At 65.3% G+C, this 24,442-nt stretch carries 28 protein-coding genes; 16 read left to right on the top strand and 12 right to left on the bottom strand.

Annotation, left to right across the window (positions count from 1 at the left end):
- The first annotated feature begins 84 nt into the window (after window positions 1-84).
- Window positions 85-549 (top strand): MarR family winged helix-turn-helix transcriptional regulator, encoded by a 465-nt coding sequence (locus NR187_RS24925; RefSeq protein WP_211385534.1) that lies wholly within the window; start codon window positions 85-87, stop codon window positions 547-549.
- A 136-nt stretch (window positions 550-685) separates the two neighbouring features.
- The gene (locus tag NR187_RS24920) at window positions 686-1,120 is read left to right on the top strand and encodes a hypothetical protein (protein WP_211385533.1); all 435 of its coding nucleotides are present in this window, start codon (window positions 686-688) and stop codon (window positions 1,118-1,120) included.
- An 18-nt stretch (window positions 1,121-1,138) separates the two neighbouring features.
- Here the strand turns inward: NR187_RS24920 and NR187_RS24915 are convergent, their stop codons facing one another.
- A complete protein-coding gene (locus tag NR187_RS24915; protein ID WP_211385532.1) occupies window positions 1,139-1,792 on the bottom strand; it encodes a L,D-transpeptidase in 654 nt (217 codons plus the stop codon).
- Between the two features lie 290 nt (window positions 1,793-2,082).
- Between NR187_RS24915 and NR187_RS24910 the strand changes: the two genes are divergently transcribed.
- The 5 genes from NR187_RS24910 (at window position 2,083) to NR187_RS24890 (ending at window position 6,857) form a co-directional block, all read left to right on the top strand.
- Window positions 2,083-3,096 (top strand): hypothetical protein, encoded by a 1,014-nt coding sequence (locus NR187_RS24910; protein ID WP_256807983.1) that lies wholly within the window; start codon window positions 2,083-2,085, stop codon window positions 3,094-3,096.
- 378 nt (window positions 3,097-3,474) lie between these two features.
- Entirely contained in the window at window positions 3,475-3,705 is a 231-nt protein-coding gene (locus tag NR187_RS24905) for a hypothetical protein (RefSeq protein ID WP_211385530.1), read from the top strand.
- Window positions 3,706-3,865: 160 nt separating this feature from the next.
- Window positions 3,866-4,255: a hypothetical protein gene (locus NR187_RS24900; RefSeq protein ID WP_256807982.1), complete on the top strand. Its 390-nt coding sequence runs from the start codon at window positions 3,866-3,868 to the stop codon at window positions 4,253-4,255.
- 105 nt (window positions 4,256-4,360) lie between these two features.
- The gene (locus NR187_RS24895; protein WP_211385528.1) at window positions 4,361-4,612 is read left to right on the top strand and encodes a hypothetical protein; all 252 of its coding nucleotides are present in this window, start codon (window positions 4,361-4,363) and stop codon (window positions 4,610-4,612) included.
- 133 nt (window positions 4,613-4,745) lie between these two features.
- The gene (locus NR187_RS24890; RefSeq protein ID WP_256807981.1) at window positions 4,746-6,857 is read left to right on the top strand and encodes an ATP-binding protein; all 2,112 of its coding nucleotides are present in this window, start codon (window positions 4,746-4,748) and stop codon (window positions 6,855-6,857) included.
- A gap of 6 nt (window positions 6,858-6,863) precedes the next feature.
- On the opposite strand, the gene NR187_RS24885 is transcribed toward NR187_RS24890, so the two are convergent.
- The 5 genes from NR187_RS24885 to NR187_RS24865 all read right to left on the bottom strand — a co-directional run bounded on the left by NR187_RS24885 (window position 6,864) and on the right by NR187_RS24865 (window position 9,911).
- On the bottom strand, window positions 6,864-7,049 hold the full coding sequence (locus NR187_RS24885) for a hypothetical protein (protein ID WP_211385526.1): 186 nt from the start codon (window positions 7,047-7,049) through the stop codon (window positions 6,864-6,866).
- 210 nt (window positions 7,050-7,259) lie between these two features.
- Window positions 7,260-7,541, bottom strand: a complete 282-nt coding sequence (minE, locus tag NR187_RS24880) for a cell division topological specificity factor MinE (RefSeq protein WP_211385525.1) — start codon at window positions 7,539-7,541, stop codon at window positions 7,260-7,262.
- Window positions 7,538-8,353 (bottom strand): septum site-determining protein MinD, encoded by an 816-nt coding sequence (minD, locus tag NR187_RS24875; RefSeq protein WP_211385524.1) that lies wholly within the window; start codon window positions 8,351-8,353, stop codon window positions 7,538-7,540. The genes minE and minD overlap by 4 nt, the downstream gene beginning before the upstream one ends.
- Before the next feature lie 19 nt (window positions 8,354-8,372).
- Window positions 8,373-9,071, bottom strand: coding sequence for a septum site-determining protein MinC (minC, locus tag NR187_RS24870; RefSeq protein WP_256807979.1), 699 nt, complete (start codon window positions 9,069-9,071; stop codon window positions 8,373-8,375).
- Window positions 9,072-9,356: 285 nt separating this feature from the next.
- Window positions 9,357-9,911: a MarR family winged helix-turn-helix transcriptional regulator gene (locus tag NR187_RS24865; protein ID WP_211385522.1), complete on the bottom strand. Its 555-nt coding sequence runs from the start codon at window positions 9,909-9,911 to the stop codon at window positions 9,357-9,359.
- Window positions 9,912-10,397: 486 nt separating this feature from the next.
- Between NR187_RS24865 and NR187_RS24860 the strand changes: the two genes are divergently transcribed.
- Window positions 10,398-12,254, top strand: a complete 1,857-nt coding sequence (locus tag NR187_RS24860; RefSeq protein WP_211385521.1) for a tannase/feruloyl esterase family alpha/beta hydrolase — start codon at window positions 10,398-10,400, stop codon at window positions 12,252-12,254.
- 105 nt (window positions 12,255-12,359) lie between these two features.
- Here the strand turns inward: NR187_RS24860 and NR187_RS24855 are convergent, their stop codons facing one another.
- Together NR187_RS24855 and NR187_RS24850 are read right to left on the bottom strand one after the other, a co-directional pair.
- A complete protein-coding gene (locus tag NR187_RS24855) occupies window positions 12,360-12,617 on the bottom strand; it encodes a hypothetical protein (protein ID WP_211385520.1) in 258 nt (85 codons plus the stop codon).
- An 81-nt stretch (window positions 12,618-12,698) separates the two neighbouring features.
- Window positions 12,699-13,649 carry a DUF2778 domain-containing protein gene (locus NR187_RS24850; protein WP_256808144.1) on the bottom strand — a complete coding sequence of 317 codons (951 nt, stop codon included), beginning with the start codon at window positions 13,647-13,649 and terminating at the stop codon, window positions 12,699-12,701.
- 240 nt (window positions 13,650-13,889) lie between these two features.
- Here NR187_RS24850 and NR187_RS24845 point away from each other — a divergent pair, with 240 nt between their 5' ends.
- Window positions 13,890-14,330 (top strand): DUF1810 domain-containing protein, encoded by a 441-nt coding sequence (locus NR187_RS24845; protein ID WP_256807977.1) that lies wholly within the window; start codon window positions 13,890-13,892, stop codon window positions 14,328-14,330.
- Between the two features lie 99 nt (window positions 14,331-14,429).
- Window positions 14,430-16,511, top strand: coding sequence for a methyl-accepting chemotaxis protein (locus tag NR187_RS24840; protein ID WP_256807976.1), 2,082 nt, complete (start codon window positions 14,430-14,432; stop codon window positions 16,509-16,511).
- A 5-nt stretch (window positions 16,512-16,516) separates the two neighbouring features.
- On the opposite strand, the gene NR187_RS24835 is transcribed toward NR187_RS24840, so the two are convergent.
- Together NR187_RS24835 and NR187_RS24830 are read right to left on the bottom strand one after the other, a co-directional pair.
- Complete coding sequence (locus NR187_RS24835; protein ID WP_211385517.1) at window positions 16,517-17,107, bottom strand: NADPH-dependent FMN reductase; 591 nt, start codon at window positions 17,105-17,107, stop codon at window positions 16,517-16,519.
- 49 nt (window positions 17,108-17,156) lie between these two features.
- Window positions 17,157-18,104 carry an AraC family transcriptional regulator gene (locus NR187_RS24830; RefSeq protein WP_256807974.1) on the bottom strand — a complete coding sequence of 316 codons (948 nt, stop codon included), beginning with the start codon at window positions 18,102-18,104 and terminating at the stop codon, window positions 17,157-17,159.
- 302 nt (window positions 18,105-18,406) lie between these two features.
- Here NR187_RS24830 and NR187_RS24825 point away from each other — a divergent pair, with 302 nt between their 5' ends.
- The 3 genes from NR187_RS24825 to NR187_RS24815 are packed head-to-tail and all read left to right on the top strand — an operon-like array spanning window position 18,407 to window position 21,015.
- Entirely contained in the window at window positions 18,407-19,513 is a 1,107-nt protein-coding gene (locus tag NR187_RS24825) for a DUF2336 domain-containing protein (RefSeq protein ID WP_256807972.1), read from the top strand.
- Window positions 19,510-19,842, top strand: a complete 333-nt coding sequence (locus NR187_RS24820; protein ID WP_211385514.1) for a PilZ domain-containing protein — start codon at window positions 19,510-19,512, stop codon at window positions 19,840-19,842. The genes NR187_RS24825 and NR187_RS24820 overlap by 4 nt, the downstream gene beginning before the upstream one ends.
- Window positions 19,843-19,893: 51 nt before the next feature.
- Window positions 19,894-21,015, top strand: a complete 1,122-nt coding sequence (locus tag NR187_RS24815) for an HD-GYP domain-containing protein (protein ID WP_256807971.1) — start codon at window positions 19,894-19,896, stop codon at window positions 21,013-21,015.
- A 432-nt stretch (window positions 21,016-21,447) separates the two neighbouring features.
- Here the strand turns inward: NR187_RS24815 and NR187_RS24810 are convergent, their stop codons facing one another.
- Complete coding sequence (locus NR187_RS24810; RefSeq protein ID WP_256807969.1) at window positions 21,448-22,125, bottom strand: nitroreductase; 678 nt, start codon at window positions 22,123-22,125, stop codon at window positions 21,448-21,450.
- A 117-nt stretch (window positions 22,126-22,242) separates the two neighbouring features.
- Between NR187_RS24810 and NR187_RS24805 the strand changes: the two genes are divergently transcribed.
- Window positions 22,243-23,202, top strand: coding sequence for an alpha/beta hydrolase (locus NR187_RS24805; protein WP_256807968.1), 960 nt, complete (start codon window positions 22,243-22,245; stop codon window positions 23,200-23,202).
- Between the two features lie 43 nt (window positions 23,203-23,245).
- Here the strand turns inward: NR187_RS24805 and NR187_RS24800 are convergent, their stop codons facing one another.
- The gene (locus NR187_RS24800; RefSeq protein ID WP_211385509.1) at window positions 23,246-23,707 is read right to left on the bottom strand and encodes a cupin domain-containing protein; all 462 of its coding nucleotides are present in this window, start codon (window positions 23,705-23,707) and stop codon (window positions 23,246-23,248) included.
- On the opposite strand from NR187_RS24800, the gene NR187_RS24795 reads away from it, so the two are divergent.
- Both NR187_RS24795 and NR187_RS24790 read left to right on the top strand, forming a co-directional pair.
- Window positions 23,697-23,906, top strand: a complete 210-nt coding sequence (locus NR187_RS24795) for a hypothetical protein (RefSeq protein WP_211385508.1) — start codon at window positions 23,697-23,699, stop codon at window positions 23,904-23,906. The genes NR187_RS24800 and NR187_RS24795 overlap by 11 nt on opposite strands.
- A 10-nt stretch (window positions 23,907-23,916) precedes the next feature.
- The gene (locus NR187_RS24790; protein ID WP_256807964.1) at window positions 23,917-24,165 is read left to right on the top strand and encodes a hypothetical protein; all 249 of its coding nucleotides are present in this window, start codon (window positions 23,917-23,919) and stop codon (window positions 24,163-24,165) included.
- Window positions 24,166-24,442: the final 277 nt, after the last annotated feature.

Below are 24,442 nucleotides of genomic sequence, written 5' to 3'. Positions count from 1 at the left end.
GTCTTGCCTTGATATTGCTCAGTATGCTGACTATCAGTATACTTGTCAATAATGACGCCCCCTCCCTGCCTCGAGGAGAATTCGGTGAGCGACCCCAACGACATGCCCGGGCATCTGGCGCGCCGGTTTCAGCAGATCGCGGTGGCGGTCTTCCTGGCCGAGGTCGGAGATGCCGGCTTCGACCTCACGCCGGTGCAATACGCCGCGCTCGCGACCATCAAGGCCAATCCGGGGCTCGACCAGGTGACGCTGGCGGGCCTGATCGCCTACGACCGCACCACGATCACCGGCGTGATCGACCGCCTCGTGCAGAAGGGGCTCGCGGAGCGCCGCGCCTCAAGCCGCGACCGCCGTGCCCGCGCGCTCGAGATCACCGACGAGGGCAAACGCACCCTGCGCAGGATCACGCCGGCCGTCGAATCCGCGCAACGCGTCATGCTGCGCGGCCTCAGCGCGAAGGAAGGCGAGGAGCTGATGCGGCTGTTGCGCAAGGCCATCGCTGCCGGCAACGAGCTCAGCCGCGCCCCGCTGCGCGAGATGCAGGCATAATCCAAGCCTTGATCATCCAGGCCTTGCCATCCGTAATTGTCGCAGGCCCGCGAAACCTGGAACTAACCTTCTGCTGCTACGGTCGGCCAAATTTTGCGTTTAACGCGCGATTAACTTTGCCGTTCGGGAGTAATGGATGTTCAGGTTCCTCATTGCGGCGGCGGCCATCGCGCTCTCGACCGTTCCTGCGCTCGCGAACGGCCATGGCGGCGGCGATGCCCCTCCTCCGCCGAAGCCCGAGGCAACGACCGCCCCGGCGAAGGTCGTCCTGACCAAGCAGGGTCCCACGCTCGTCGACCTCAAGGGCATGACGCTCTACTATTACGAGCGCGACACCACCGGCAAGACGTCGAACTGCAACGGCAAGTGCGTCGAGAGCTGGGTGCCGCTGCCCGCAACGGCCGACGCCAAGGCCATCGGCGACTTCACCGTGATCAGCCGCAACGACGGCAGCAAGATGTGGGCCTACCGCTATCGCCCGCTCTACACCTCCCCGGCCGACAAGGCGCCGGGCGAGGCCAACGGCAACGCCACGACGCTTCAGTGGCGCATCGCACGTCCTGAGAATTAGGGCGCGACTCCACTACGCTTACCCGCGCCAGCTGGGTCTCGCCTCGACCTGCGCGTTCTGTCCGGGCGGCAACACCACGACGGTCGAATTGAGCTTCACCCGGTCATAGAGGTCGATCACGTCCTCGTTGCGCATCCGGATGCACCCGGACGAAATCGCCTGCCCGATATATTCCGGCTGGTTGGTGCCGTGGATGCGGTAGAGCGTGTCCTTGTTGCCGGTATAGAGATAGATGCCCCGCGCGCCCAGCGGATTGGCGGGACCTCCGGCGACGCGCGCCGGATAGGGTCCGAGCCGCGCCTGGATGTCCGCCGTCGGAACCCAGTCCGGCCATTCAGCCAGACGGCCGACCCGCGCGACCCCGGAGAAGGCCATGGCTTCCTCGCCAACCGCGACGCCATAACGGATCGCCTTGCCATCGGGAAGCACGAAATAGAGGTAGCGCGCATCGGTATCGACCAGGATCGTGCCCGGCTGTTCCTTGCGCGGATAATCGACGATATGGCGGAGATATTGCTCGGGCACATTCGCCTGCGCGTAAGGCGTGTGCGCCAGCAACTGCCGGTCGCGCGCCGTCATGCTCGCGTCGGTCGATGGCGAAAGCGTCGTCTGCATGCAGCCGCCCAGCGGCAGCAAGGCGACGACGAACAAAGCGAGTAGAAATCTTGGCACCGCCGGCCCCCCGATAGCGGATAGCAGCGCCCCCAGCATCACCAGTTGCTGCCAAAATCGTGCTGAAAACAAGGCACTGGGGAACAATTGCGCGTGTTCGGCAGGCCGGGTTCCATCACCACAAACCGCGGAAGAGCGTCGCATCATCTCCATCCCCTCGCCTTGCTTTGGTCAAACCCGGCTGGACTCGTGCGACATCGCGCCAGGCTCATCAGGTTCGGATGGGCTCACCTCAACAGATCGGCTCGCGCCAATGCGGACGACCAGGACTTCAAAACCAAGGAGCTGCGATGCTCGCGACGCTGAACTCCAGGCAAATCGTCGATGAGATCGTGAAGGACACGGTCAAGGACAACGACCCGCACGACGCGGTTCAGATATCGCCCGACATGGTGCTGGCCTCGCGCACCATCGGCGCCGCGCCCGCGCTCGCGCCTGACATCGCGGTCCGTCCGGAGCCCAGGATTGATCCCAGGATCGATCTCAAATTCGCAGCGGAGCCCATACTTCATCCGGAGACGAAGTTCAGCTCCGCCGCGGAGCCGCACGCGGCGGTGCCCTCGGTCGACACCGCCGTGCGCGCCGCGGCCAGTGATGGTCACAGCCGGCAGAAGCGATCCTCCGCGCGAAAATGGCTGCGCGGCGCGTTCGTCACGTTTCTGTTCGCAGGCGGCAGCGCGGCCGCCACCGTGGCTTGGGAGAAGCACGGCGATACCGCAAAGCAGTTGCTCGCCGAATGGACGCCGGCATTGGCCTCGCTGCTGCCCGCGACATCGCAGACGGCGCCCGTCGCCGCCGCACAGGCCGCACCTCCCACCGAGCAAGCCGCAACGGATCAAGCGACCGATCAATCTGCGAGCCCACCTGCGGCTCAGCTTGCGGCAGCCGCGCCTGCTGCAGCACAGGGCGATGCCACGCAGTCGGTGCAATCGATGACGCGGGATCTTGCCGCGATGGCGCAGCAGATCGAAGCCCTCAAGGCCAACATCGCCGAGCTGAAGGCCGGACAGGAGCAGATGGCGCGCGAGTTGGCAAAGCCAGTGCCGAAGCCGATGGCCGAGGCGAAGCCGCCGGTCGATCCGCATGCGCGCGTATCCGCGCTGCCGCCGCGGCCTGCGGTTCGCAAACCGAAGCCGGTCGTGTCGCAAACCTACATGCCGGCTCATTCGCCCGCGCCGCCCGCAGCTCCGCCGCCGCCTTCACAGGCTGCCGCAGTCCCGCCGCCGGCCGCTCCCGTTGCCACGACGCAGGCCGTTGCCGATGACGACGGACCTGTCGTGCGCCCGCCGATGCCGCTGCGCTAGAGCAAGCGTCAACGCAGCGTCGCTGTCGCGACATCGCGCAAGCTGTCCGACTCGATGTGATGCGTGGAGTCCGGGTGACTACGGGAGGCGATGCTTCGATCGTCTTCCATCAAGAGAAAAGGCCGTCGGGATCTATGCCGGCGGCCTTCTCTTGCAGCTGCCGGTTCCCGGAGCCCGGTTCTGCTGCAATTCCATGCCTCATGATCACGCCGACATATTTAATAAAAACTTAACGCACTCGAATGCTGCACATCATTTCTGCGCCATAAGCACAGAGATTGCGCGATCCGTTCATTCGATAGATATCGACTCAGTGGTACCATCCGACATGTGTTGAGACTTCCGCCGAAGCTCAACTCGTCACACCGGGGAAATCGGATGCCCTACTACTCCTTCGATCTCGTGGTTGGTGAAGAGTTCAAGAATCAGGGCGGTATCATCCTCGAGGACATCGAGGTCGCCTCCGATCGTGCCGTTCAACTGGCCACCGAGCTGTCTCAGGTGAAGCCCGAGCTGCAACGGAAGGGTTGCGCGGTGCGCGTCACCGATCGCGATCAGAACGAGGTTTATCGCACGCCGCTCGATCCCGTGCCGGCCTGGCAACGCTAGAGCGTTTTCGAGCGAAGTGTATACCGGTTCGCGTGAAGAAAACGCTTCAGAACCGATCATGCGCCAGGTTGCCGGGCCGCCTTCGCAGCTGCACGCCATCCCCATTGCGGAGCCGCGCGCCAGCCGCTAGCTTTCCCAAAAATCTGGGGAGGTACCAAGGATGCGCACCGGTTTTCTGATGACGGCCCTGTTGCTGCTGGCGGCGCCGGCCCAAGCGGCCGACCATCCACGTTCGACCTATGTCACGTTGGTCTTGCAGGCCTTCGCCGCCAAGGTCGAATGTCCCGGCACGGATGTCGTCTACCAGGATCTGGTTCAGAAGGCGGAGCAGATGCACCTGCCCGACGGCACCACCGAGAAGGTGCGCAAGGCGATCGCCTGGATGCACACCGGCGGCAAGATGGGCGAGAAGCAGGACGACGATTTGATGGCTGAGGTCGCGGTGGCCACCCAGGCGACCGACCTCAACCAACGCCGCCTTGGCATGCCAAGCTGGTGCGAGGCCCAGAAGACCAACCTCGCCGGCCTGATCCGCAGCAAGGGCGGCTAGCGCCCGCTTTCGCCGCATTAAGCACGCCGCGACGACACCGAAGCCGCGGCAAACAATGGTCACAATCCTCGCCAGCATGCGTTTCTCGTTGAACAGGAGACCCCCATGCGGATTGCCTATCTTGTTTTCGCCGGTGCTCTCGCGACCAGCGCCGCGCTGACTGCTCCGGCGGTGGCGAAGAATTCCAACGCCCAGAAGGGCGAGGACAAATCGACGTCATCGTCATCGTGCAGCGCCTATCAGCAGGCGCCGGACGGCTCGTGGGAGCAGCTCCCCTGCCAGGAGACGGGTGAGCGCGGCCAGCCGCAGACGCAGCACAAGTCCGGCACGCAAAGCTCTGATCAGGGCGAGCGCTGAGCCACCCATGGAGGCGGAACTTCCGGGTTCCAATCGCGTTGAGCCGGCGGCTTGCTGCGGTGGGAGTGCCCGCTAAAATACCGTGGGCAGGGCCAAGGAGCGGCCCCTGGAAAACCAAACCCTGCAAGCGTCTGTGGCTTCGACCGAACTGGAAGACCTGCAACGCCGTCTCAAGGCGCTCGAGGACGAAAACGCACGCCTCAGGGCGCTCGGGGTGGCCGACCAGACCGGGCGTCGCAAGGCGGAATCCGCGCTGGCCGAGAGCGAGGGGCGTTACTGGACGTTGTTCAACTCGATCGACGAAGGTTTTTGCATCATCGAGTTCTTCGATGGTCCCCACGGCCCGCTCAGCGACTACGTCCACGTCGAGGCCAACCCCGCCTACACCAAGCACGCCGGCATTCCCGACGTGGTCGGCCAGAAGGTCCGCGAGATGGTCCCCGGCGAGGCCGACGGCTGGATCGAGCTCTACGGGGGCGTGCTGAGGACCGGCCAGCCGATCCGCTTCGAACGGGAGCTTATCGCCACCGGCCGCTACCTCGAACTGGCGGCCTTTCGTGTCGAGCCAGCCAGCCGCAAGCAGGTCGCCGTGCTGTTCCAGGACATCACGGCCCGCAAGCGCGCCGAGCGGGACTTGCAGCAGCTCAACGAGACGCTGGAAGCGCGCGTGGTCGCGGCGCTCGCCGAGCGCAAGCTGATGGCCGACCTCGTCGAGGGCACCGATGCCTTCGTCCAGGTTGTTGATCCCGCCTTCCGCTGGCTAGCCATCAACGGCGCGTCTGCCCGGGAATTTCACCGCATCTACGGCATCTTGCCGAAGGTTGGTGACAACATGCTGGAGCTGCTTGAAGGTCAACCCGAGCATCGCGACGCGGCTCGCGCCGTCTGGGCGAGAGCCCTCGGGGGAGAGGCATTCATCGAGATCGCCGCGTTCGGCAAGCCCGGGCGGACCCGCCGCTTCTACGAGATGCGGTTCAATTGCCTGCGCGACGGCAACGGCCGGCTGCTTGGCGCCTACCAGTTCTCCTATGACGTCACCGATCGCCTGAAGGAGCAGGAGCGCCTTCGCGAAGCCGAGGAAGCGCTGCGGCAGTCGCAGAAAATGGAGGCGGTGGGCCAGCTCACCGGCGGCATCGCCCACGACTTCAACAATCTCCTCACAGGGATCATCGGCTCGCTGGAATTGTTGCAGACCCGGCTCGGCCAGGGCCGGGTCAAGGATATCGACCGCTATGTGACGGTGGCGCAAGGCGCCGCCAAGCGCGCCGCCGCGCTGACGCACCGGCTGCTGGCCTTCTCGCGGCGGCAGACGCTCGATCCCACGCCGACGGATTTGAACCGCCTCGTGATGGGCATGGAAGAGCTGATCCGCCGCACGGCCGGCCCGGAGATCGCGGTGGAGGTCGTCACCGCCGGCGGTTTGTGGCCGACGCTGATCGACGCGTCTCAGCTCGAAAACGCCCTCCTCAACCTCTGCATCAACGCCCGCGACGCGATGCCGGGGGGCGGCCGGCTCACGATCGAGACCGCCAACCGCTGGCTCGACGACCACAGCGCCGGCGAACGCGATCTGGAGCCCGGTCAGTACATCTCGCTCTGCGTCACCGATACCGGAACGGGCATGACGCCTGATGTCATCGCGCGCGCCTTCGATCCGTTCTTCACGACCAAGCCGATCGGCCGGGGCACCGGCCTCGGGCTGTCCATGGTCTACGGTTTCGTACGCCAATCAGGAGGCCAGGTCCGGATCTATTCCGAAGTCGGCCAGGGCACGACCATGTGCCTCTATCTGCCGCGGCATTATGGCAAGGAGTCCGACAAGCCGCCGCAGCTGGCCGCCAGAATCACGGCGCGCCCGCAAGCAGGCCACACTATCCTGATCGTCGACGACGAGCCGGCGATCCGCATGCTGCTGACGGATGCGATGGAGGAGATCGGCTTCAACGTGCTCGAGGCGCATGACGGCCCGGCCGGCCTGAACATCCTGCAGTCGGGCGCCACCATCGATCTGCTCATCACCGATGTCGGTCTGCCTGGAGGCATGAACGGCCGCCAGCTCGCGGATGCCGCGCGCACGACGCGGCACGCGCTTAAAGTGCTGTTCATCACCGGCTATGCCGAGAACGCTATCATCGGCAACGGTCAGCTCGCCCCGGACATGCAGGTGCTGACAAAGCCCTTCGTGGTCGAGGCGCTGGCAAGCCGTGTCCTCGACATGCTCAAGGATGAGACCGGACGGAGCTGATCCCGATCAGCTTTGGGCAGGGCCGCGCATGATCTTCATGGCGTCGGCAATGTGACGCCACTCCTTGGCCTCATCGGCCTCGCCGCGGTCCTCGCAGGCTCTCGCCTGCTCGGCGGCCTTCGCGATCGCTGCAAAACCATGCTGTTCCAGCATCTGCCGCGCGACGGTGTGGACCTGGACCTCGGACATCATGAGCGCTCTCCCGTTTGAGGAAACCGCGGCGCCCGGCTCGGCGCTCCGCTGCTCTCTGACAACGATTTCGCCGTTGTCCCCGTTCCGCCCGGTGCCGATCACATCCGCAGTCCTCGGCAACTCGAACCGCTCAAACGACGAAGGCGGCCCGCTATGCCCAGCGGACCGCCCTCTCACCCACCCCAAATCTGACGGCGCCGGCCGGATCCCCTACCCGACCGCCGCGCGCTTGCGCTCGAAATCGTTGGGGACCTCGATATCGACCTCGAGGGTCGAGACCTCGTCGCCGCGATCGAGCCGGACGATGACCTTGGTCGGGTCCAGCGTGACGTGCCTGGAGACGACCGCGAGAATTTCCTCACGCAGCACGCCGAGCAGGTCGGGCTGGCCGCGCAATCCGCGTTCATGGGCAAGCAGGATCTGCAGCCGTTCACGTGCGACGGGTGCAGAGGCCTTGTTGCCGCGGAGAAGCCGAAGCAGACCCATGCTCATGCTGCCCTCCGTCGCAGCAGGCGATCCATGAAGCCCTTGCGTTCGGTCGGGACCTGCATCGGCACGGTGTCGCCGCACAGCCGCCGCGCCGCGTCGATATAGGCCCGCGCCGGCGCGCCTTCCGCGTTCGACAGCGTCACCGGCGTGCCGACGTTGGAGGCGCGCAGCACGTCCTGGCTCTCCGGGATGATGCCGAGCAGAGGCGTTGCCAGGATTTCGAGGATGTCCTCGATGGTCAGCATCTCGCCGCGCGCGGCGCGCGAGGGATCGTAGCGCGTGATGAGAATGTGCTTCTCGACGCGCTCGCCCTTCTCGGCCCGCACGGTCTTGGAATCGAGCATGCCGATGATGCGGTCGGAATCGCGCACCGAGGAGACCTCGGGATTGGTGACGATCACGGCCTCGTCGGCAAAGCGCATCGCCATGGAGGCGCCGCGCTCGATGCCGGCCGGGCTGTCGCAGATCACCCAGTCGAAACGGCTGCGCAGATCGGCGATGACTTTGCCGACGCCCTCTTCCGTCAGCGCGTCCTTGTCGCGGGTTTGCGAGGCCGGCAGCAGCCAGAGGTTCTCCAGCCGCTTGTCCTTGATCAGCGCCTGCGGGAGCTTTGCAACGCCCTGAACCACATTGATGAGGTCGAACACGACACGGCGTTCGGCGCCCATCACGAGGTCGAGGTTGCGCAAGCCTACGTCGAAATCGACGACGACCACCTTGTCGCCGCGTTGCGCCAGCGCAGCTCCCAGCGCGGCGGTCGTCGTGGTCTTGCCGACCCCGCCCTTGCCTGATGTCACGACCAGTACCTTGGCCATCTCGAATATCTCCTTCTGGTCAGTTCAGCGCGGTAATTCGCATGGTGTTGCCCTGCAGCCAGGCCTGGGCAGGGCGGCCGCGCAGGGCGGCGTCGATGTCGTCGGCGGTCTGGTAAAACCCATCGATTGCAAGCAGTTCGGCCTCGATCTTCTGGCAATAGATGCGTGCGCTCGTGTGACCGTTCACGCCCGCCATGGCGCGGCCGCGCAACGCGCCGTAGATGTGAATGGAGCCGCCGGCGACGACCTCGGCGCCGGAGCCGACGGAGCCGAGAATGGTGACGTCGCCTTCCGGAAAGATCACGGTCTGGCCCGAGCGCACGGGGTTCTCGAGCAGGAGCGAGGTCGGCTTGGCGTCCGTCTTGGCCTCGGCCTTCTTGGGCGCGGTCGGTTCCACGACGCAGCTCCGTCCGCCGGAGAGCAGCGGCGGCATCATCGGGGTCAGCCGGCCCTCCTCCACGCCCTCGATGCCGAGCACGCGGATGTTGCGGTCCTGCAGGCTGGTAAGCAGATGGCCGATACCGGACTGGCTGAGATCGACCGAGGACAGGTCGATCACCACGGGCCGGCCGACGAAGAAGCCAGGCGAGCGTGCGATGGTGGCGTCGATTTCCGCAAGCCAGTCCTGGATCGGAACCGTCGGCACGAACACGAAGGCCACATAGGAGCGCCCCCGCAGGCGCACCATCTGGCGTTGGATTTTTGCTGCAGCCTCCATAGCGGCCGACTCGTTCCCTGTTATTGAATGGTTAACGATGCCGCCGATATGGTTAATGGCCGGTTAATTTCTCCACGGCGTTACGTGGGGGTGGGCTGGTTGGTGCCGCTCGTGTCCCGGACGCGCTGCAACGCGCCAGCGTTGCTGCGCAGAGCCGAAGAAGCGCTGACGGAGGCCGCGCTGACGGCATCGAGCGCCTGCAAACCGGGGACGAGCTCGCCGTTCCTGGAGCCGAGTTCAAGCTGCGAGGGACATCACGGGATCGCGGCGGACGCCAACGATGGCTCAGGCATCCTGAAGGAAGATCGACAGCGCCCGCTGCAATTGCTTGAATGCGCCAAGCCCGATCTTGGCCGCGAGGGCCTTCTCGCTTTCGGCGATCTCGGGCCGCAGCCGGCCGAGAAGCGCGGCGCCGCTCTCCGTCAGGTACAGCACATAGTAGCGACGGTTGATGGCGGAGGCCGAACGCTGCACCAGGCCGCGCCGCTCCAGATGATCGACCAGCCGCCCGAGCCCCGCCCGCTCGATCGACAGCGATTGCGCGATGGCGAGCTGGTTGACGCCCGGATTGGCCTCGATCACCGACAGCACTGAGAACTGCGCCGGGCTGATGTCGAAGGCGGCGAGCCGCCGGCTGACATCCTTGAACACCCAGAGCTGGGCCCGCCTGATGCGATAGCCGAGCGAATTGGACAGATCGGCCGACGCCAGCAGCCTTGGCCGGCCCGGCTTTGCCGGCGCGGCAGAACGCGGCGCGGATCGCGACGGCTTGACGACAGCTGCCCTGCGTTGCGCTGCCTTGGCGGATCGCTTCCTGACGCCAGCCTTTTCCCGCTCCATCGACGACCGTCTTTCACACGCCGGCGCAGCGGCATCAGCCCAGGATGTCCCGGGATTCGATGGACGAGTCTAGCCCAGTCGTCCCGGCTCGGAAAGCAGGGCGGCATCGGCCTTGGCGTTACAGCTTCTACGACAGGTTGCACGGCGAACTCGCGTGCTGCGTCATGTTGACACGACAACATCGCTCGCTTAAGGATCCGGAAAACCTGCCATCGCTCGAGCAGGCTTCAAGGGGAGCAAACGTCCGTGCCGCATCAGGGATGGGCAACGATCCGGATGCCGTGGCGCATCGCGGCGAGAGGCCGCCTTGCCCGCGCGTTGCCTTTTGCACCGCATGGCGGCGTTCCGCGACCTTTCGACGATCCCGACATCTCAATCGACAGCGACATCGCTTGCAGCCGCGGCGAGGCCCGCCTTCAGGGCTGGCGCCGCGCGATGCCGCGTGGACGAGCGCAGTTCAACATCATCAAACTGGGAGGGCACTGCATGAAACGATTACTTCTCGCCTCGACGATCGTGGCCGGTTGGACGGCGCTTGGCCCGCAGGCAATCGCGCACGGACTGCCGCCGGGCGGCGTGGCCCCGCGCTCGTCCTGCACGGCCCTGACCGGCCTCACATTGCCGAACACGCAGATCCTGAGCGCGACCCAGAAATCGGGTTATTGCAACGTGATCGGCATCATCAACAAGCGAGTCTCCACCCAGGACCCCGACCACTTCACCTACGGGATCGGCTTCGCGCTCAATCTGCCCAATACCTGGCACGGCCGTTTCGAGATGATGGGCGGCGGCGGCACCGATGGCAGCCTCCAGGCGGACCCGCAAGGCGCCGCCGGCATCGAGCTCGGCCAGGGCTGGGCCGTCGCGGCCGATGACGGCGGTCACGAAGACAGCGCCAACAACGTCGTCGGCGGCCATCAGGACGACGATGCCAATGCCGGCGGCTCGGCACATTTCGCGATCGACGCCCAGGCGCGCAGGGACTACGGCTACAACGGCATCGAGAAGACCGCCACGATCTCGAAGCAGATCATCGCCTATTTCTACGGCTTCGAGACCGTCCATTCCTACATCATGGGATGCTCGAACGGCGGTCGTGATGCGATGGTCGCCTCGCAGCGATCGCCCTGGCTGTTCGACGGCGTGATTTCGCAAAATCCCGGCTTCAACCTGCCGCAGGCCGGGCTGGCGGAGGCCTGGAACGAGCAGGTGCTCGGCAAGCTGTCAACCAGCACCGACATCAACGGACAGCCGTTCATTCCCGACACGTTTCCGCAGCAGGATCTCCAGGTGGCCTCGGCCGCGATCCTGAGCGCCTGCGACGCACTCGATGGTCTCGTTGACGGGATCATCGACAATTATCACGCCTGCACCGCCAGAAAGGTGTATCCGGCGCTCGCCAGTTACACCTGCGGCACCGGCTCGCACGGCAGCACGCCGCATGGCGGCACCTGCCTGACCGGCGCGCAAGTCGACGCGCTGAAGAAGATCTATGCCGGGCCGGTCAACTCGAAGGGACAGCGGCTCTATTCGAACTGGTTCTGGGATGCCGGAATCTGGACGCCGCCTACCGCACCCGGCGCGGGCTGGGGATTCTGGAACGTCGTCACCGCACCGGTGCCGGGCGTCAACACCGCGATCAACCTGACGCTCGGCGCAGGCGCGATCCCGATGATCTTCCAGACGCCGCCCGTGGTGACGCCGGTCAACGGGCCGAACGGCCAGGAGGCCTTCGTGTTCCGCTTCAACTTCGACACCGATGCGCCGAAGATCTTCACCAGGACGGCGGCCTACCCCGAAAGCGCGATGGACTTCATGGCTGCGGTGTCGACCGACCTGCGTCCGTTCAGGGCGCACGGCGGCAAGCTGATCATCTCCTCCTCCGTCAATGACGGCATCTTCTCCGGTGCCGCCATCGCCCGCTGGTACCGCAACATGGACAGGCACATGAGCGGGCGCGCGACCGATTTCGCACGGCTGTTCATGGTGCCGAACATGGCCCATTGCGGCGGCGGCGCGGCCACCACGAGCTTCGCCGGGAACGAGCTCAAGGCCATCACGGACTGGGTCGAGAAAGACATCGCCCCGGAACGCATCGTGGCGACCAACACCAACGCTGCATCGCCCTATCCGGCCGGCGGAATTTTCGATCCGCGGATCGCCACGAACTTCCCGACCGGCGGCACTCGGCCGCTGTGCGTCTATCCGAAGATCGCCGCCTACAAGGGCAGCGGCATGACCAACGACGCCGGCAATTTTGCCTGCATCGACCCCGGCTTCAAGCCGGGTGGCGACCACAACTTCCATGACGATGACGACGGCCGCGGAGACGACAGGCACTGATCGCCTGCAGGCTCGCTGACGAGCCCAACAACAAGCACGGCGCGCGGTTCTGCCGCGCGCCGCATGCCCGAGTGCATCGAGAACGAGATGGAAAGGGCGGGCCGCTCAGAGCAGCTTGGCGCTCACGAACAGCGCACGCACGGCGTTGGTCGCCTGCACCACGAGGATGGCGTTATCTGCAGCGCCTTCCAGCGCAGCGACCGCGTCTTCATGCAAAGAGCGGAATTCCATCCACTCGACCGACTTGAAGTTGGTGAGGAATTGATAGGCCTGGCCGACGGTCGCGATCGCCAGCGTGTCGCCGTTCAGCTTGATCTTGAACGTGGTACGCAGCGGGGTCTCTGAACTTTGGGGATCACTCATGGGCTGCTTCTGGACGATGACGGCTTAACGAAGGGAAAACGGCAGCCCCCCGCCGTGGCAGGCAGATATCAGGAGCCAATGTCAGGAGTCGGTGCTCGCGCGCTGCGAGGCGGTCGCCAATCCGCTCAGGCTCGGCACCACGACCAGGCGATTGAACTCGCCATTGTCCCAGGACTTGAGGAAGCGATCATAGTCCTTGATCGAGACGCAGCCATTGGAATCGCCGCGCGGCCCCAGCATGTAATTGTGGGTGAGCAGGCCGACGCGGCCGAGCGCGCTGGTGCCCTCGGTCGGCGTCAGGCGCAGTGCGCGAATGCCGTGGAACAGCTTTTCGCGCGGCTTGAGGTCGTAGGTCGCGGGCGGGGTCGCACCGACCATGCGCTGGTCGACATGCTCGGGGTCGTCCATCAGCGCGCCCATGCCCGAATGCGCTTCCAGCGCGATGCCGCTCGGCAGGTAGAGCGCCTTCGCCTTGATGTCGTAGACCGCCGTGCGCGAATCGTAGCCGAGGGCGGCGAGATCCGGCGCCTTGCCGAACAGGCCGCTGTCGGGCGTCAGCGAGGCCAGCCTGATCTTGTCGGTGAATTTTTCGAAGAAGTTGCGGTTGTCGACCCTGGGATTGGTCTCCGCATAAGCCTGGCTGGAGGCGATCTGGGCGGAGATGTCCGCCTGGGCCGGGCGCGAGCGCGGCATCGGGACGGCGTCGGCGTGTTGCGACGGTCGCCTCTCGTCAACTGCGGACCGGTCACCATCGGTCAGGGTCGAGCGCCAGTCGTCGCCCTGGAGTTTCTGGGCCAGCATCGCCTTGGCATCGCGCAGCTTGAGCTGGACCGCGCTCAGAGCGGAGCGCTCCAGCGTCCGCAGGCCGAACTCGCGAGCCGGCGGGCCGCCGGATGCGGAGGCGAAACGGTCCTCGAACGAGGGAGCATTGGTCGGCGGCAGCGCGGCAGAGACGAGCGGGGTCGAATCGCCGATATCCGCGAACCAGGCAGCCGCGCCCAGCGCCAGCGCAACAGCGGCCAGAGACAGCAAAATCGTCTCGGCCCGCCCGATACGGCGGCGCGACAACAGCCTCTCGGCTTGTGCGGCGTCGGAAACCATCAGATCCCCAAATCGACCCCCGGGGGACCCACCCCCACCCGGAGACTCTATACCAGCTACCACATTGGGAGCCAAAAGTTAGGCATAATCGCGGCCGAAACGGCAGCCCAAAGGCATTCCAAGCCATCTCAAGGCATCCCAAGCGTCCCAACGCATCCCGCAAGGTATCTAATGACCGATGCTTTCGATCTCAAACGCTTTGTCCGGGCCCAGGACCCGGTCTATCGCGATGTCCAGGGCGAGCTGACCCGGGGCCGGAAGCAGAGCCACTGGATGTGGTTCGTCTTCCCGCAGCTCGCCGGCCTCGGCTTCAGCGCCATGTCGCAGCGCTACGCCATCGCCTCCCGCGCCGAAGCCAAGGCCTACCTCGCCCACCCCGTGCTCGGTCCGCGCCTGATCGAATGCACCCGCCTCGTGCTCGCCGTCGAGGGCCGGACCATCAACGCGATCCTCGGCGCGCCCGATGACGCCAAATTCCGCTCCTCGATGACGCTGTTCGGCGCGGTGTCCGATCAGCCCGTTTTCGACGAGGCGCTCGCCCGATGTTTTTCGGGCGAGCCCGACCAAGCAACGCTCGATCTCCTCGCTGCCCTTGACCGAAAGGCCAAGTGATCGCAGCCGCCGACGGCCACCAGCGTAAACCCGGGATTAACATCGCCTGCCTATCGTCCGAGCAAAATAATTCTCCCCGCGCCAATTGCCGGACAGATCATGAAAATCGGTACGCTCCTGACCACCGCCATCGTCTCGCTCTCGACCGTGGGCGGAGGCCTCGCCGTCTACGTCGCCGTGACGAAATACCAGACGATGGAGCGGATCACCGAAGCCCAGGGGCGGCTCGCGATCGTCCGCGCCGCCAGCGACATCCCGCGCTACCTCAACCCCGAGCGCGGCTTTGCCACCAACATCCTCTATGGCCCCGCGACGGCCGACCCGGCGCAGCTCGCCGAGCATGACAAGCTGCGCAAGCAGACCGACGGCGCGCGCGACAGGATGAATGCGCTGCGCAAGGACCTGCCCGGCCCGTTCGATGACGGCAACACCATCGGCGCCAACATCGACGCCATCAATTCGAAGTTCACCGCGCTGCGCGAGGCCATCGACAAGGCGATGGCGGGACCCGTGGAGGCGCGCAAGGACGCGGTCAAGAAGATCGTCGGCGACAACGCCGTGCTCAACGCTAGCGTGACCGCGCTGCTCAACGAGCAGGTCCGCCGCATGGCGATCCTCAACGGCGATGCCTACCGGCAGGCCAGCTACGCCAACATCGCGATGACGTTGCGCGACGTGGGCGGCTTCAACTCAAGCCTGCACAAGAATCTGGTCGGGGGCAAGAAACCGGCGACTGACACCGAGAAGGCCGAGATCAGCCGCTCGCAGGGCCGCAACGATCAGATCGTGATGGCGCTGCTGGAGTTGCGCGGCAACTCCACAACGCCGGCGAACGTCGCCGCTGCACTGGAGAAGTTCAACGCGATCTATATCGAGGAGTTCGGCCGCGAGCTCAAGCTGGTGAAAGACGGTGCGGTCAGCGGCAAGTACGAACACGACATGGACACCTATTACGCCGCCACGCAACGCGGCCTCAGCACCATCATCGAGGTCCGCGACGCATTCTACGACAATGCCGAGCTTGTCCTCGCCGGTGCCTCCTCGGCCGCCCACACCAGCTTCACGATCGCACTCGTGGGTCTGCTCGCCGTGCTGATCGCCAGCGCCGGCCTCATCATGATGGTCCGCCGCCGCGTCTGCGCCCCGATCGTCAGCCTGACGACCCGGATGTCGCGGCTGGCCGATGGCGAGGTTGCCGAAACGATCCCCGGCGCCGAGCGCTCCGACGAGATCGGCGCGATGGCCGCGGCCGTCCAGGTGTTCAAGGACAACATGATCCGGGCCGACCGTCTCGCGGCCGAGAAGCAGGCCGAGAACGACGGCAAGATGCGGCGCGCCCAGGCCCTCGACGGGCTCACCCGCGCGTTCGAAGCCAAGGTCACCGAACTCGTCGGCGGACTGTCGCAAGCCTCCTCCACGATGGAGAGCACGGCGCAGTCGATGACGACGACGGCGGCCCAGACCAACAGCCAGGCCGCAATCGTCGCGGCCGCCTCCGAGCAGACCTCGACCAACGTGCAGACCGTCGCCAGCGCCACCGAGGAGCTGACCTCCTCGATCTCCGAGATCGGCCGTCAGGTCGCACAAAGCACAGAAATCGCGGCCCGCGCCGTCGACAATGCCCGCCGCACCGGCGACACAGCGCGCGCGCTCGCCGAGGGCGCGCAGAGGATCGGCGACGTCGTCACGCTGATCCAGAGCATTGCCGAGCAGACCAATCTTCTCGCTCTCAATGCCACGATCGAAGCCGCCCGCGCAGGCGACGCCGGCCGCGGCTTTGCGGTGGTTGCTTCCGAAGTGAAGTCGCTGGCGGGCCAGACCGCCAAGGCCACCACCGAGATATCCGAGCAGATTTCGGCGATCCAGGCCGCGAGCGACGAGACCGTGACCGCGATCCGCAACGTCGCCGACGTCATCGGCGAGATCGACCAGATCGGCACCGCGATCGCGGCTGCGATCGAGCAACAGGGCTCGGCGACCAAGGAGATTTCACGCAGCGTCCAGGAGGCCGCGCGCGGCACCCAGGAGGTCAACACCAACATATCGGGGGTGCAGCGCGCCGCCGACGACACGGGAGCTGCCGCGCGGGAGGTGCTGGGCGCGGCCGAGCAGCTCTCGACCCAATCGCGCGACCTCGCCGGCCAGTTCGACCGCTTCCTCGGCGAAGTCAGGGCGGCTTAGGCGGGTTAGTACGGCGGCGCCTTGCGCGCCCGCTGGGCCTTGGCGGCCTCGATCCACCACGCAAGATCATCGGCAAAGCGCGGGAACGAGCGCTCGAGCGCCTTGCCGCCCTCGCCGATCGGCTCGCTCGCTTCCGACAATGTCTGCGCGATCGGGCCGACGCCGATCGTGCTCGACACCACCACCATGCCCATCTCCGACAACGTGCCGTGCCAGGCGGTCGAAGCGCGCGCGCCGGACAGCCGGCCGGCCGAGTAGCTGACGATCGCGGCCGGCCGCCAGAACCACTCCTCCAGGAAATGATCGGTGAGGTTCTTCAGGCCGGGCTGGATGCCCCAATTGTACTCGCCGGTGACGAAGACGAACCCGTCCGCGCCGCGGATCTGTCCGGCCAGCTTCTCCAGCGACTCGGGCGCGGCCCCCTTGGGATATTCCTTGTACATGCGGTCGAGCATCGGCAGGCCGATCGCCTTGGCGTCGATGAACTCGACATCCTCGCCGCGCTGGCGCAGGCGATCGATGACGAAATTCGCAAGGCGAATGCCCATGCGGTCGGAACGGTAGGAACCGTAGAGGACGAGGATGCGATTGCTCATGGCGGCAGTCTAGCACGAGTCAGGAAACCGGACTCGACGTTTTGACGCGCTAAGCTCGCCGTCCGCGCTCGAGCGTTTGCGACGGTGTCTCGCCGAACTGGTCGCGATAGCTTCCGGAGAAGTCGCTGAGATGCCAGAAACCGAACGCCAGCGCGACGGCCTTGACGCTGTCGGCACCGGCGAGCAGCCGCCGGCGCACCAGCCACAGCCGGCGCAGGCGCAAGTAACGGTGCAGGCTCATGCCGCGATAGCGCCGGACGACGTCATGCAAGGTGCGGACGGACAGGCCGAGCTTGCGCGCGATCTCCTCGCTGTAGATGGGCTGCGAGAGGTCGTCGGAGAGAAGCGCGCGGATGTCCTGAAAGATCTTGAAGTTCCGCTCGTCATTGGGGCGCAGGGTCCATCGCGCGGGCACGACGCTTTGAAAAATGTCGTCGACGGCGCCGAGCAGGGTCTCCTTCATGGCGGCCGCCTTCAACGGCACGTCTGGCCCGTCGACCGGCTCCGACGCGGCGGCCAGCACCTCCCGAACCACACCACGGAGCCGGTTCAAGCCCGCGGCGGTCGTTTCGAAGATCTTGAAGCTGAGGGCCGCCTGTGGCCAGCCGCGATCGGTCACTTCCGGCCTGAACACCACCGAGGCGATTTGCCGTTGCACTTCCTCGATGGTGGTGTAAGCGGCGCCGCCGCTGCCGATGACGACGACGGGCCGCGCACGCTGCGTACCGTTGAACCGGACCGGCACGTCGAGGTCGTCCATCGTGAATCCGATCGCGGTGCAATTCTCGACCAGCTGTGCATCGACGACCCGCGGAAATGCCCGCGTCAAATTCACGTCGCAGCCGGGCAACGACAGAATGGTCTGCTCTGCCGAAATCTTCCGCACGAACGGGGTGAACTCGAAATCCAGGCCCCGTATGGCATTTCGAAATTCATCGACGTCGGAGAAACGAAATACCTTTGGCGCCAACGCTGGCGCGTCATCACTTCTGTTCATGGCAATGTGAAACTTCGCGTCGCAAAAAACGCACGTCCGGCGACGATGCCGGTCCGGTTTCCCCCTCTGCGGTGTCCCCTGAAACCGAAGGAATCACTCTAACCCATACCGACCAGTTGGCGAGCCTCGAAGTCCGAGGACAAGGCGGCGCGTCAAATCTCGCCAAATTTCGATAGCGTTTACCGCGTGCCACCGGTGATTTTATACATGGACGAGCACAATCCAAATTTCAAATTAATGTCTGTCAGGTGGAATAGGCGCAGTTCGATAGTCCAAATTAATTATAAGTCAGGCCCCCTGCCATGATGGCAAATTCGCCTGCTGATATTCTCGCTGACCTGGAAAAGGCGGTCGCAACCTGCCCGCCGGACCGTTGCGGACGCATACTCTCCGGCATGGTGCAGTTGCTCACTGGCAGCCGCGACCAATCCCGGGAATTGCTCGCCAACGTGATCGACGGTGTTCTGCTCCGATTGACCGAGCGGGTCGAGGCCAGCGCACTGGTGCGGCTCAGCACGGCGCTCGCCGAGCTTACTGTGGCACCTCCGGAAACATTGCGGCGCCTCGCCTTGCACGACGATCCCGACGTCGCATGCCCCGTGCTGCTGAAATCGCAGGCACTTTCCGCAGCCGATCTCGAGGCTGTCGCCGACGGCTGCGGCGAGCGGCAACGACGCGCGATCGCCGCGCGCAGCGACGTCGCGCCGGCCGTGACCGAGGCGCTGATCAGGCACGGCGGCCCGATCTGCCTTGACCTGATCAGGAACCCGGGAACCAAATTCTCGGATGCAGCCTATGCCGCGCTCATTGCCAAAGCCGACCAGGATGGCGAGATCGCGAAGGCGCTGGCGCTCCGGCCCGGCACGCCCGACCCGGTCGTGCGCAAGCTGCTCTCCGCCTCGCCAGGCCGCAAGGCCCCGGCCACGCCCAGCCCATCCTCCGCGTCGCCGGCGCAGGACGCCGAGCCGGCTCCGCCGAAGCAGCCTTGCCGGGCCGACTACGCCAGCGCAAGGCCCGAGATCGTCGCCCTCAACCGCATCGGCAAGCTGAACGATTCCACGGTGAACCGGTTTGCGATCCGCGGCGAGACGGCCAATTTGTTCACGGCGCTGTCGGTGCTTTCGGGGGCGCCGCTCGAAATCGTCGAGCACGTCATGGCCGACGACGATTGCGAGGGCCTGGTCATGGCCTGCCGGGCCTCGCGGCTGAACTGGCAGACCACGCTTGCCATCCTGAGCAACCGCAGCGGGGCAAGGCTCTCCTATGCCCAGCGCGAACGCGCGCAACTGATCTTCGAGACGCTGCTTCTATCCACCAGCCAATGGACGGTGCGATGGGGCGAAATCGCAGCAAGCGCCAACACGAGCGATCCGGGAAATCGCCGCGCGAAAATGGGAGCTAGCCGATGAGGTTCGATGGCCGCAAAGCGCTGCGCGTGAAAATGGACCACAAGCAGCCCGTCAATCTGATGGGCTCGGACGGCACGTGGCGACGCGCTTGCGTTCTGCTCGACATCTCGCAAAGCGGCGCCAAGGTCGAGGTCGAGGGCACGCTCGACGTGCTCCAGGCCAAGGAATTCTTCCTGCTGCTGTCGTCGACCGGGCTCGCCTACCGGCGCTGCGAACTGGTCTGGATCGACGGCACCACGGCCGGCGTGCGCTTCATCACCGCGGACGACAGGAAGAAACCGGCAGGGGGACCGGCGGCGGCAGCGCAAAGCTCGGTTCAGAGCAAATAGGCTGGGGAATTCCTCCCACGAATTGAACTCCAGGAAAGTCCAGGTCGAACCGTGCAGAACGCGCGAACCCTCCCAAGCCCAGTCAAGCGCGACGCCGGCATCCGAGACCGGGAAGCGGCCCGCCCATTCGTTCATGTGCTGGCCGACACGTCCGACAAGCTGGCGGGCGTGTGCTCGATCGTCGAAGAGAAATTCACCGTTGCGGGCGAACGGCTGGACGCCGATCCCAGGCTGTCACAAGCGCCGTTCGCCATCGTCATCCGCGCAGAGCTGCGCGACGTCGACACTATCGCAGCCATCAAGAAGCGGGCCGGCAAGCTGGCAAAGGCGAAGAAGCGCATCTTCCTGCTCGACCACACCTCTCACATCAGCATTTCGCAGGCCTACGCCCTCGGCGCGACACTCGTCCTTCCCGGGCCGGTCAACCGCGGCAAATTGCTGGCGGCGCTGTCCGATCGGGCAGATCCGGCGTCCGCCTCGCAAAGCGAGGGCGCGCAATCAGACAACGCAGTCGAGACCGCGGCGACCGCCATCGCCTCGATGTTCACCTCGGTGACGTTGGGGCAGCCGGTCGACGTCGACGGCGCCAGGAAAGCCGGCCGCCAGATCGCCGATCGCATCACCCAGCACGGCCTGTCGGAATGGCTCGCGACGGTGCGGCGCCATCACGAGGGAACCTATCAGCATTGCCTGCTCGTCACCGGCGTCGCCATCGACTTCGGCTTGAGCCTCGGCGTCGGCAGGCTCGATCTGGAGCGCTTGTATACGGCGGCCATGTTCCACGACATCGGCAAGGCCCGGATCCCGCTTGCCATCCTCGACAAGCCCGGCCGTCTCGAGCCGGAGGAACGTGCCATCATCGCGACTCACCCGGCGGCGGGGTACGATTTTCTGAAAGGCCACGACAATATCTCGCCGGAGATCCTCGACGCCGTGCGGCATCATCACGAATTTCTCGACGGCAGCGGGTATCCGGATGCGCTGTGCGCCGACAGCATCGGCGATATCGTGCGCATCCTGACGATCTCGGACATCTTCGCGGCCCTGATCGAGCACAGGCATTACAAGCCGACGATGCCGCGCCCGGAGGCCTACAACATTCTCTGCGGAATGAATGGAAAGCTGGAGAAGGCTCTGGTCGCCTCGTTCAAGCAGGTCGCGCTCACGCGGTGAGCCCATCAAACCTGTCGCTAATGGCTCATGGCGTTTTCGAGCGAGGCGGAAGAAGCGGATACCGGTTCGCGTAAGAAAAACGCGTCGAAGCACGAACCTAGTGCGTGGCCCGGTATTTGGCGCGGTGCGGAATGGAGCGGCAGGCCAGCCCTTCCGCAAGCAGCTTCATGTCCTCGCGTCTGCCGCTGCGGATGAGCCTGCTCAACTCTTCGGCCGTGAAAGGAAGACTTGGATCATCATCGATCGGGTGCCGCACTCGCGGACCGAAGAACCGTCGCACCAGGCTAGCCAGCCGCCGCATGTCAATTCCCTCGCGCCAGCAACAAACCTCTCAGTCCGCTTATTGTTCCTCCCGCACGATCGAGATTGCAAGAGGGTGTGAGGAGTCCGCAGCAAAAATATCGTTGAGAGAATAATCTGCTTCGCGTCGTGCTAATCGGCAAAGCCGACGTAGCGAACGAAATCGTCGTTGCCCTCGCGATCCGAGCGGACGGCGTTCGCGGCAAAGCCGTCGTCGGGATAGCCCATCGCGACGCAGGTCATGATCACCTCCTCCTCCGGAATACCGGCGACCTCGCGCACGATGTCGGAACGCATGATGCCCTGCCCGTTGATCACCGAACCGAGACCGCGGTCCCAGGCCGCGAGCACGATGCCGTAGCAAAGCGCGCCGAGATCGAAATGGCAGACCGCGCCGGGATCGAGCACGCGGTCGTAGGTCAGCACCAGGGAGACCGGTGCGTCGAACTGGCGGAAGCCGCGCAGCACCCAGTCCTGCCGCATCGGCTTGTCGTCGCGCGCGATCCCCATCGCGCCGAACAGTTTCTTGGCGATGTCGACCTGCCGCGTCCGGTGCACGCCCTGGTATTCGCCGTGGCTGACGATGTCGCGCTTGACCTTGGCCCCGCCGATCATCTGCTCCATGTTGCGGCGGCGCAGCTGTTCCAGCGGGCTGCCAGTGAGCACATGGACGTGCCAGGGCTGGGTGTTCATCGACGAGGGCGCACGCTTGGCGCTCTCGATGATCGCCTCGATCACTGCGCGCGGTACCGGCTCGTTCCTGAAACCGCGCACACTGCGGCGCGACTGCACCAGCGTCTCGAATTCCACCTGTTCGACCTCCCTGCCCTTTCGTCCGGCATGGCAACACGCGAGCGGTTGCCGATGCGACGCGCAAAATCTATGCTAACCCGCAAGCAAGACCAAGAACCCCGTGAGGAGCCAATCATGGCCGCACCGCTCGATCCCGTCATCGCCCAGATCATTCCGCTGCTGCCGCTGCGTGATCCCGCGGCGATGACGCCACAGAGCGCGCGCGATTCCTTGCGCGCACTAGCTGCCGCGCGCGCGGCCATAGCGCCGCCCCCCGTCGACACCGTCGCGGACATCAAGGTGAAAGGCGGCGCCGGGCCGCTCGATGCGCGCGTCTACCGGATCGGCACCACGCCCGCGCCGACCGTGGTGTTCTTCCATGGCGGCGGCTGGGTCGCGGGCGATCTCGAAACCCACGACCGGCAGGCCCGCAACCTCGCGATTGAGACCGGCGCCGTCGTCGTCTCCGTCGACTATCGCCGTCCGCCGGAGACACCCTTTCCCGGCGCCTTCGAGGACGCCTTTGCCGCAACGAAAGACATCTTCAACCGCGTCGCGGAATTTGGCGGCGATGCAAAGCGCCTCGGCGTTGCCGGCGACAGCGCCGGCGGTAATCTCGCAGCCACCACCGCGATCGCCTGCCGCGATGCCGGCATCAGGCTTGCCGCACAACTCCTGGTCTATCCCGTGACCGACGTTGTCGGCAGCTATGCGGACGCGGGCCAGAATGCCCGCTTTCCGTCACGCAGCGAGAATGCCGACGGTTACTTTCTCACGCGTGCCACGATGGAATGGTTTTGCGGACACTATCTCGCCGATCCCGCCCACGCCACCGACTGGCGGGTCTCGCCGCTGCGCGCCGAGCTCGCCGGCGTCGCGCCCGCGATTCTGACCACCGCCTGGTTCGATCCGCTGCGCGACGAGGGCGCCGCCTACGCAAGGGCGCTGGAGGCGGCCGGCGTCCGCGTCAAGCACCATGAAGGCCCCGGCCTGATCCATGGCTATTTCGGCCTTGGCGATGCATCGGAAGTGGCGCGCGCCGAGGCGCAGCGTGCGCGCGCCGACTTCAAGGCGCTGCTCGCACGGGGGGCCTAGAACCGGCTTACCTCTTGTTACGTCTTGTTGTTAAGTCTTGTTGTTAAGTCTTGGCCCGCTGCGCCCCGGTGTGCCCCCAGGCCTCGTCCCAATCCTGACCGGCGGCATCGACGACGCGGCCGTCGGCTTCAAAGAACTTGTTCGGCACCTGGAAGACCGCAAGGATCAAGGCCCCTTCCGGACACCACGCGGCGTGGCGGCTGCCCGCGTCGCGCCAGATGAACTCGCCGGCCTTGCAGGCAAGGCCCTTTGCCGGACCTTCCTTGTCAACCAGCGCGCCTTCCAGCACATAGCTCTGCTCGATACCGACATGCTCGTGATCGGGCAGCACCGCGCCCGGCGCAAACCGCATCAGGGCTGTCATCAATCCGGTGCCGCGATCGAACAGCAGCGTCTTGGCTTCGCAGCCCGGGAAGCGCGTCTTCTGCCACGCCATGGTCTGAGGCTGCACGAGGTGGGAATGCTGATCGGCGGTCTCCGGCACGTTCAGGGTCATGGCGTCCATCACGATGCTCCGTTTCCAGCTCGGCTGGGCCGACGCTAGCAGGATTGCGCAGCCCGGTCTGCGCGCGGTGCAGCAAGCAGAGGGATTTTTGTCGACCGGGCACTCAAAAATCTGCAACGGAGCAGATGGGCAGGCGCTCATCCTGCTTGATTGCGCCACGATTCACGGCTCCAATCCATCCGCCATATTTTTGGTTTAGGGAGACACCCATGATGAAGCGGATTTTCCTGGCGGCGATCGTTGCCACCTTTGCAGCGGGCTCGGCTTTTGCGGACGACACTTGCGAGAGCAAGGCGGTCGGCAAGGACGGCAAGGCGCTCGCGGGCGCGGCGAAGGCGTCGTTCATGAAGAAATGCAAGGCGGACGCCTGCACGCCCAAGGCGGTCAGCGCCGATGGCAAGCCGCTCGCCGGCGCCGCCAAGAACAGCTTCATGAAGAAGTGCGAGATGGGCGCGTAAGGGGGCCACGTTGCCTTGCTCCCTCGCCCCGCCCTTGCGGGGAGAGGGTCGGGGTGAGGGGCCGCTTCCGCGATCACTGTGAGAGTTGGACTCGCGGAGAGTCCCCCATCACCCCAGGGCTATCGCATATGACAGCGGGAGGTTGCCGAATGAACTCGACCTGCATGGTTCGAGACGCCCGCTTTTGGCAGGCTCCTCACCATGAGGGTCTGATATCTCACTGCAAAACGCGACCTCATCCTGAGGGCCCGCCGTAGGCGGGCGTCTCGAAGGATGG

Source organism: Bradyrhizobium sp. Bra64, assembly GCF_024519875.1.
Taxonomy (GTDB): domain Bacteria; phylum Pseudomonadota; class Alphaproteobacteria; order Rhizobiales; family Xanthobacteraceae; genus Bradyrhizobium; species Bradyrhizobium japonicum_G.
The sequence above is the reverse complement of the archived record's forward strand: the minus strand, read 5'-3'. Positions and strand labels throughout refer to the sequence as shown.

Excerpts from the sequence above, each read along its gene's own strand:
- NR187_RS24835 (WP_211385517.1), bottom strand. The coding sequence starts at position 17,107 with ATGAGCAATCGCATCCTCGTCCTCTACGGTTCCTACCGTTCCGACCGC.
- NR187_RS24865 (WP_211385522.1), bottom strand. The coding sequence starts at position 9,911 with ATGGAGCGGGAAAAGGCTGGCGTCAGGAAGCGATCCGCCAAGGCAGCG.
- NR187_RS24795 (WP_211385508.1), top strand. The coding sequence starts at position 23,697 with ATGGCGTCCATCACGATGCTCCGTTTCCAGCTCGGCTGGGCCGACGCT.
- minD (WP_211385524.1), bottom strand. The coding sequence starts at position 8,353 with ATGGCCAAGGTACTGGTCGTGACATCAGGCAAGGGCGGGGTCGGCAAG.
- NR187_RS24840 (WP_256807976.1), top strand. The coding sequence starts at position 14,430 with ATGAAAATCGGTACGCTCCTGACCACCGCCATCGTCTCGCTCTCGACC.
- NR187_RS24790 (WP_256807964.1), top strand. The coding sequence starts at position 23,917 with ATGATGAAGCGGATTTTCCTGGCGGCGATCGTTGCCACCTTTGCAGCG.
- NR187_RS24910 (WP_256807983.1), top strand. The coding sequence starts at position 2,083 with ATGCTCGCGACGCTGAACTCCAGGCAAATCGTCGATGAGATCGTGAAG.
- NR187_RS24825 (WP_256807972.1), top strand. The coding sequence starts at position 18,407 with ATGATGGCAAATTCGCCTGCTGATATTCTCGCTGACCTGGAAAAGGCG.
- NR187_RS24800 (WP_211385509.1), bottom strand. The coding sequence starts at position 23,707 with ATGGACGCCATGACCCTGAACGTGCCGGAGACCGCCGATCAGCATTCC.
- NR187_RS24895 (WP_211385528.1), top strand. The coding sequence starts at position 4,361 with ATGCGGATTGCCTATCTTGTTTTCGCCGGTGCTCTCGCGACCAGCGCC.
- NR187_RS24885 (WP_211385526.1), bottom strand. The coding sequence starts at position 7,049 with ATGATGTCCGAGGTCCAGGTCCACACCGTCGCGCGGCAGATGCTGGAA.
- NR187_RS24920 (WP_211385533.1), top strand. The coding sequence starts at position 686 with ATGTTCAGGTTCCTCATTGCGGCGGCGGCCATCGCGCTCTCGACCGTT.
- NR187_RS24855 (WP_211385520.1), bottom strand. The coding sequence starts at position 12,617 with ATGAGTGATCCCCAAAGTTCAGAGACCCCGCTGCGTACCACGTTCAAG.
- NR187_RS24845 (WP_256807977.1), top strand. The coding sequence starts at position 13,890 with ATGACCGATGCTTTCGATCTCAAACGCTTTGTCCGGGCCCAGGACCCG.
- NR187_RS24900 (WP_256807982.1), top strand. The coding sequence starts at position 3,866 with ATGCGCACCGGTTTTCTGATGACGGCCCTGTTGCTGCTGGCGGCGCCG.
- minC (WP_256807979.1), bottom strand. The coding sequence starts at position 9,071 with ATGGAGGCTGCAGCAAAAATCCAACGCCAGATGGTGCGCCTGCGGGGG.
- NR187_RS24830 (WP_256807974.1), bottom strand. The coding sequence starts at position 18,104 with ATGAACAGAAGTGATGACGCGCCAGCGTTGGCGCCAAAGGTATTTCGT.
- NR187_RS24905 (WP_211385530.1), top strand. The coding sequence starts at position 3,475 with ATGCCCTACTACTCCTTCGATCTCGTGGTTGGTGAAGAGTTCAAGAAT.
- NR187_RS24820 (WP_211385514.1), top strand. The coding sequence starts at position 19,510 with ATGAGGTTCGATGGCCGCAAAGCGCTGCGCGTGAAAATGGACCACAAG.
- minE (WP_211385525.1), bottom strand. The coding sequence starts at position 7,541 with ATGAGCATGGGTCTGCTTCGGCTTCTCCGCGGCAACAAGGCCTCTGCA.
- NR187_RS24860 (WP_211385521.1), top strand. The coding sequence starts at position 10,398 with ATGAAACGATTACTTCTCGCCTCGACGATCGTGGCCGGTTGGACGGCG.
- NR187_RS24805 (WP_256807968.1), top strand. The coding sequence starts at position 22,243 with ATGGCCGCACCGCTCGATCCCGTCATCGCCCAGATCATTCCGCTGCTG.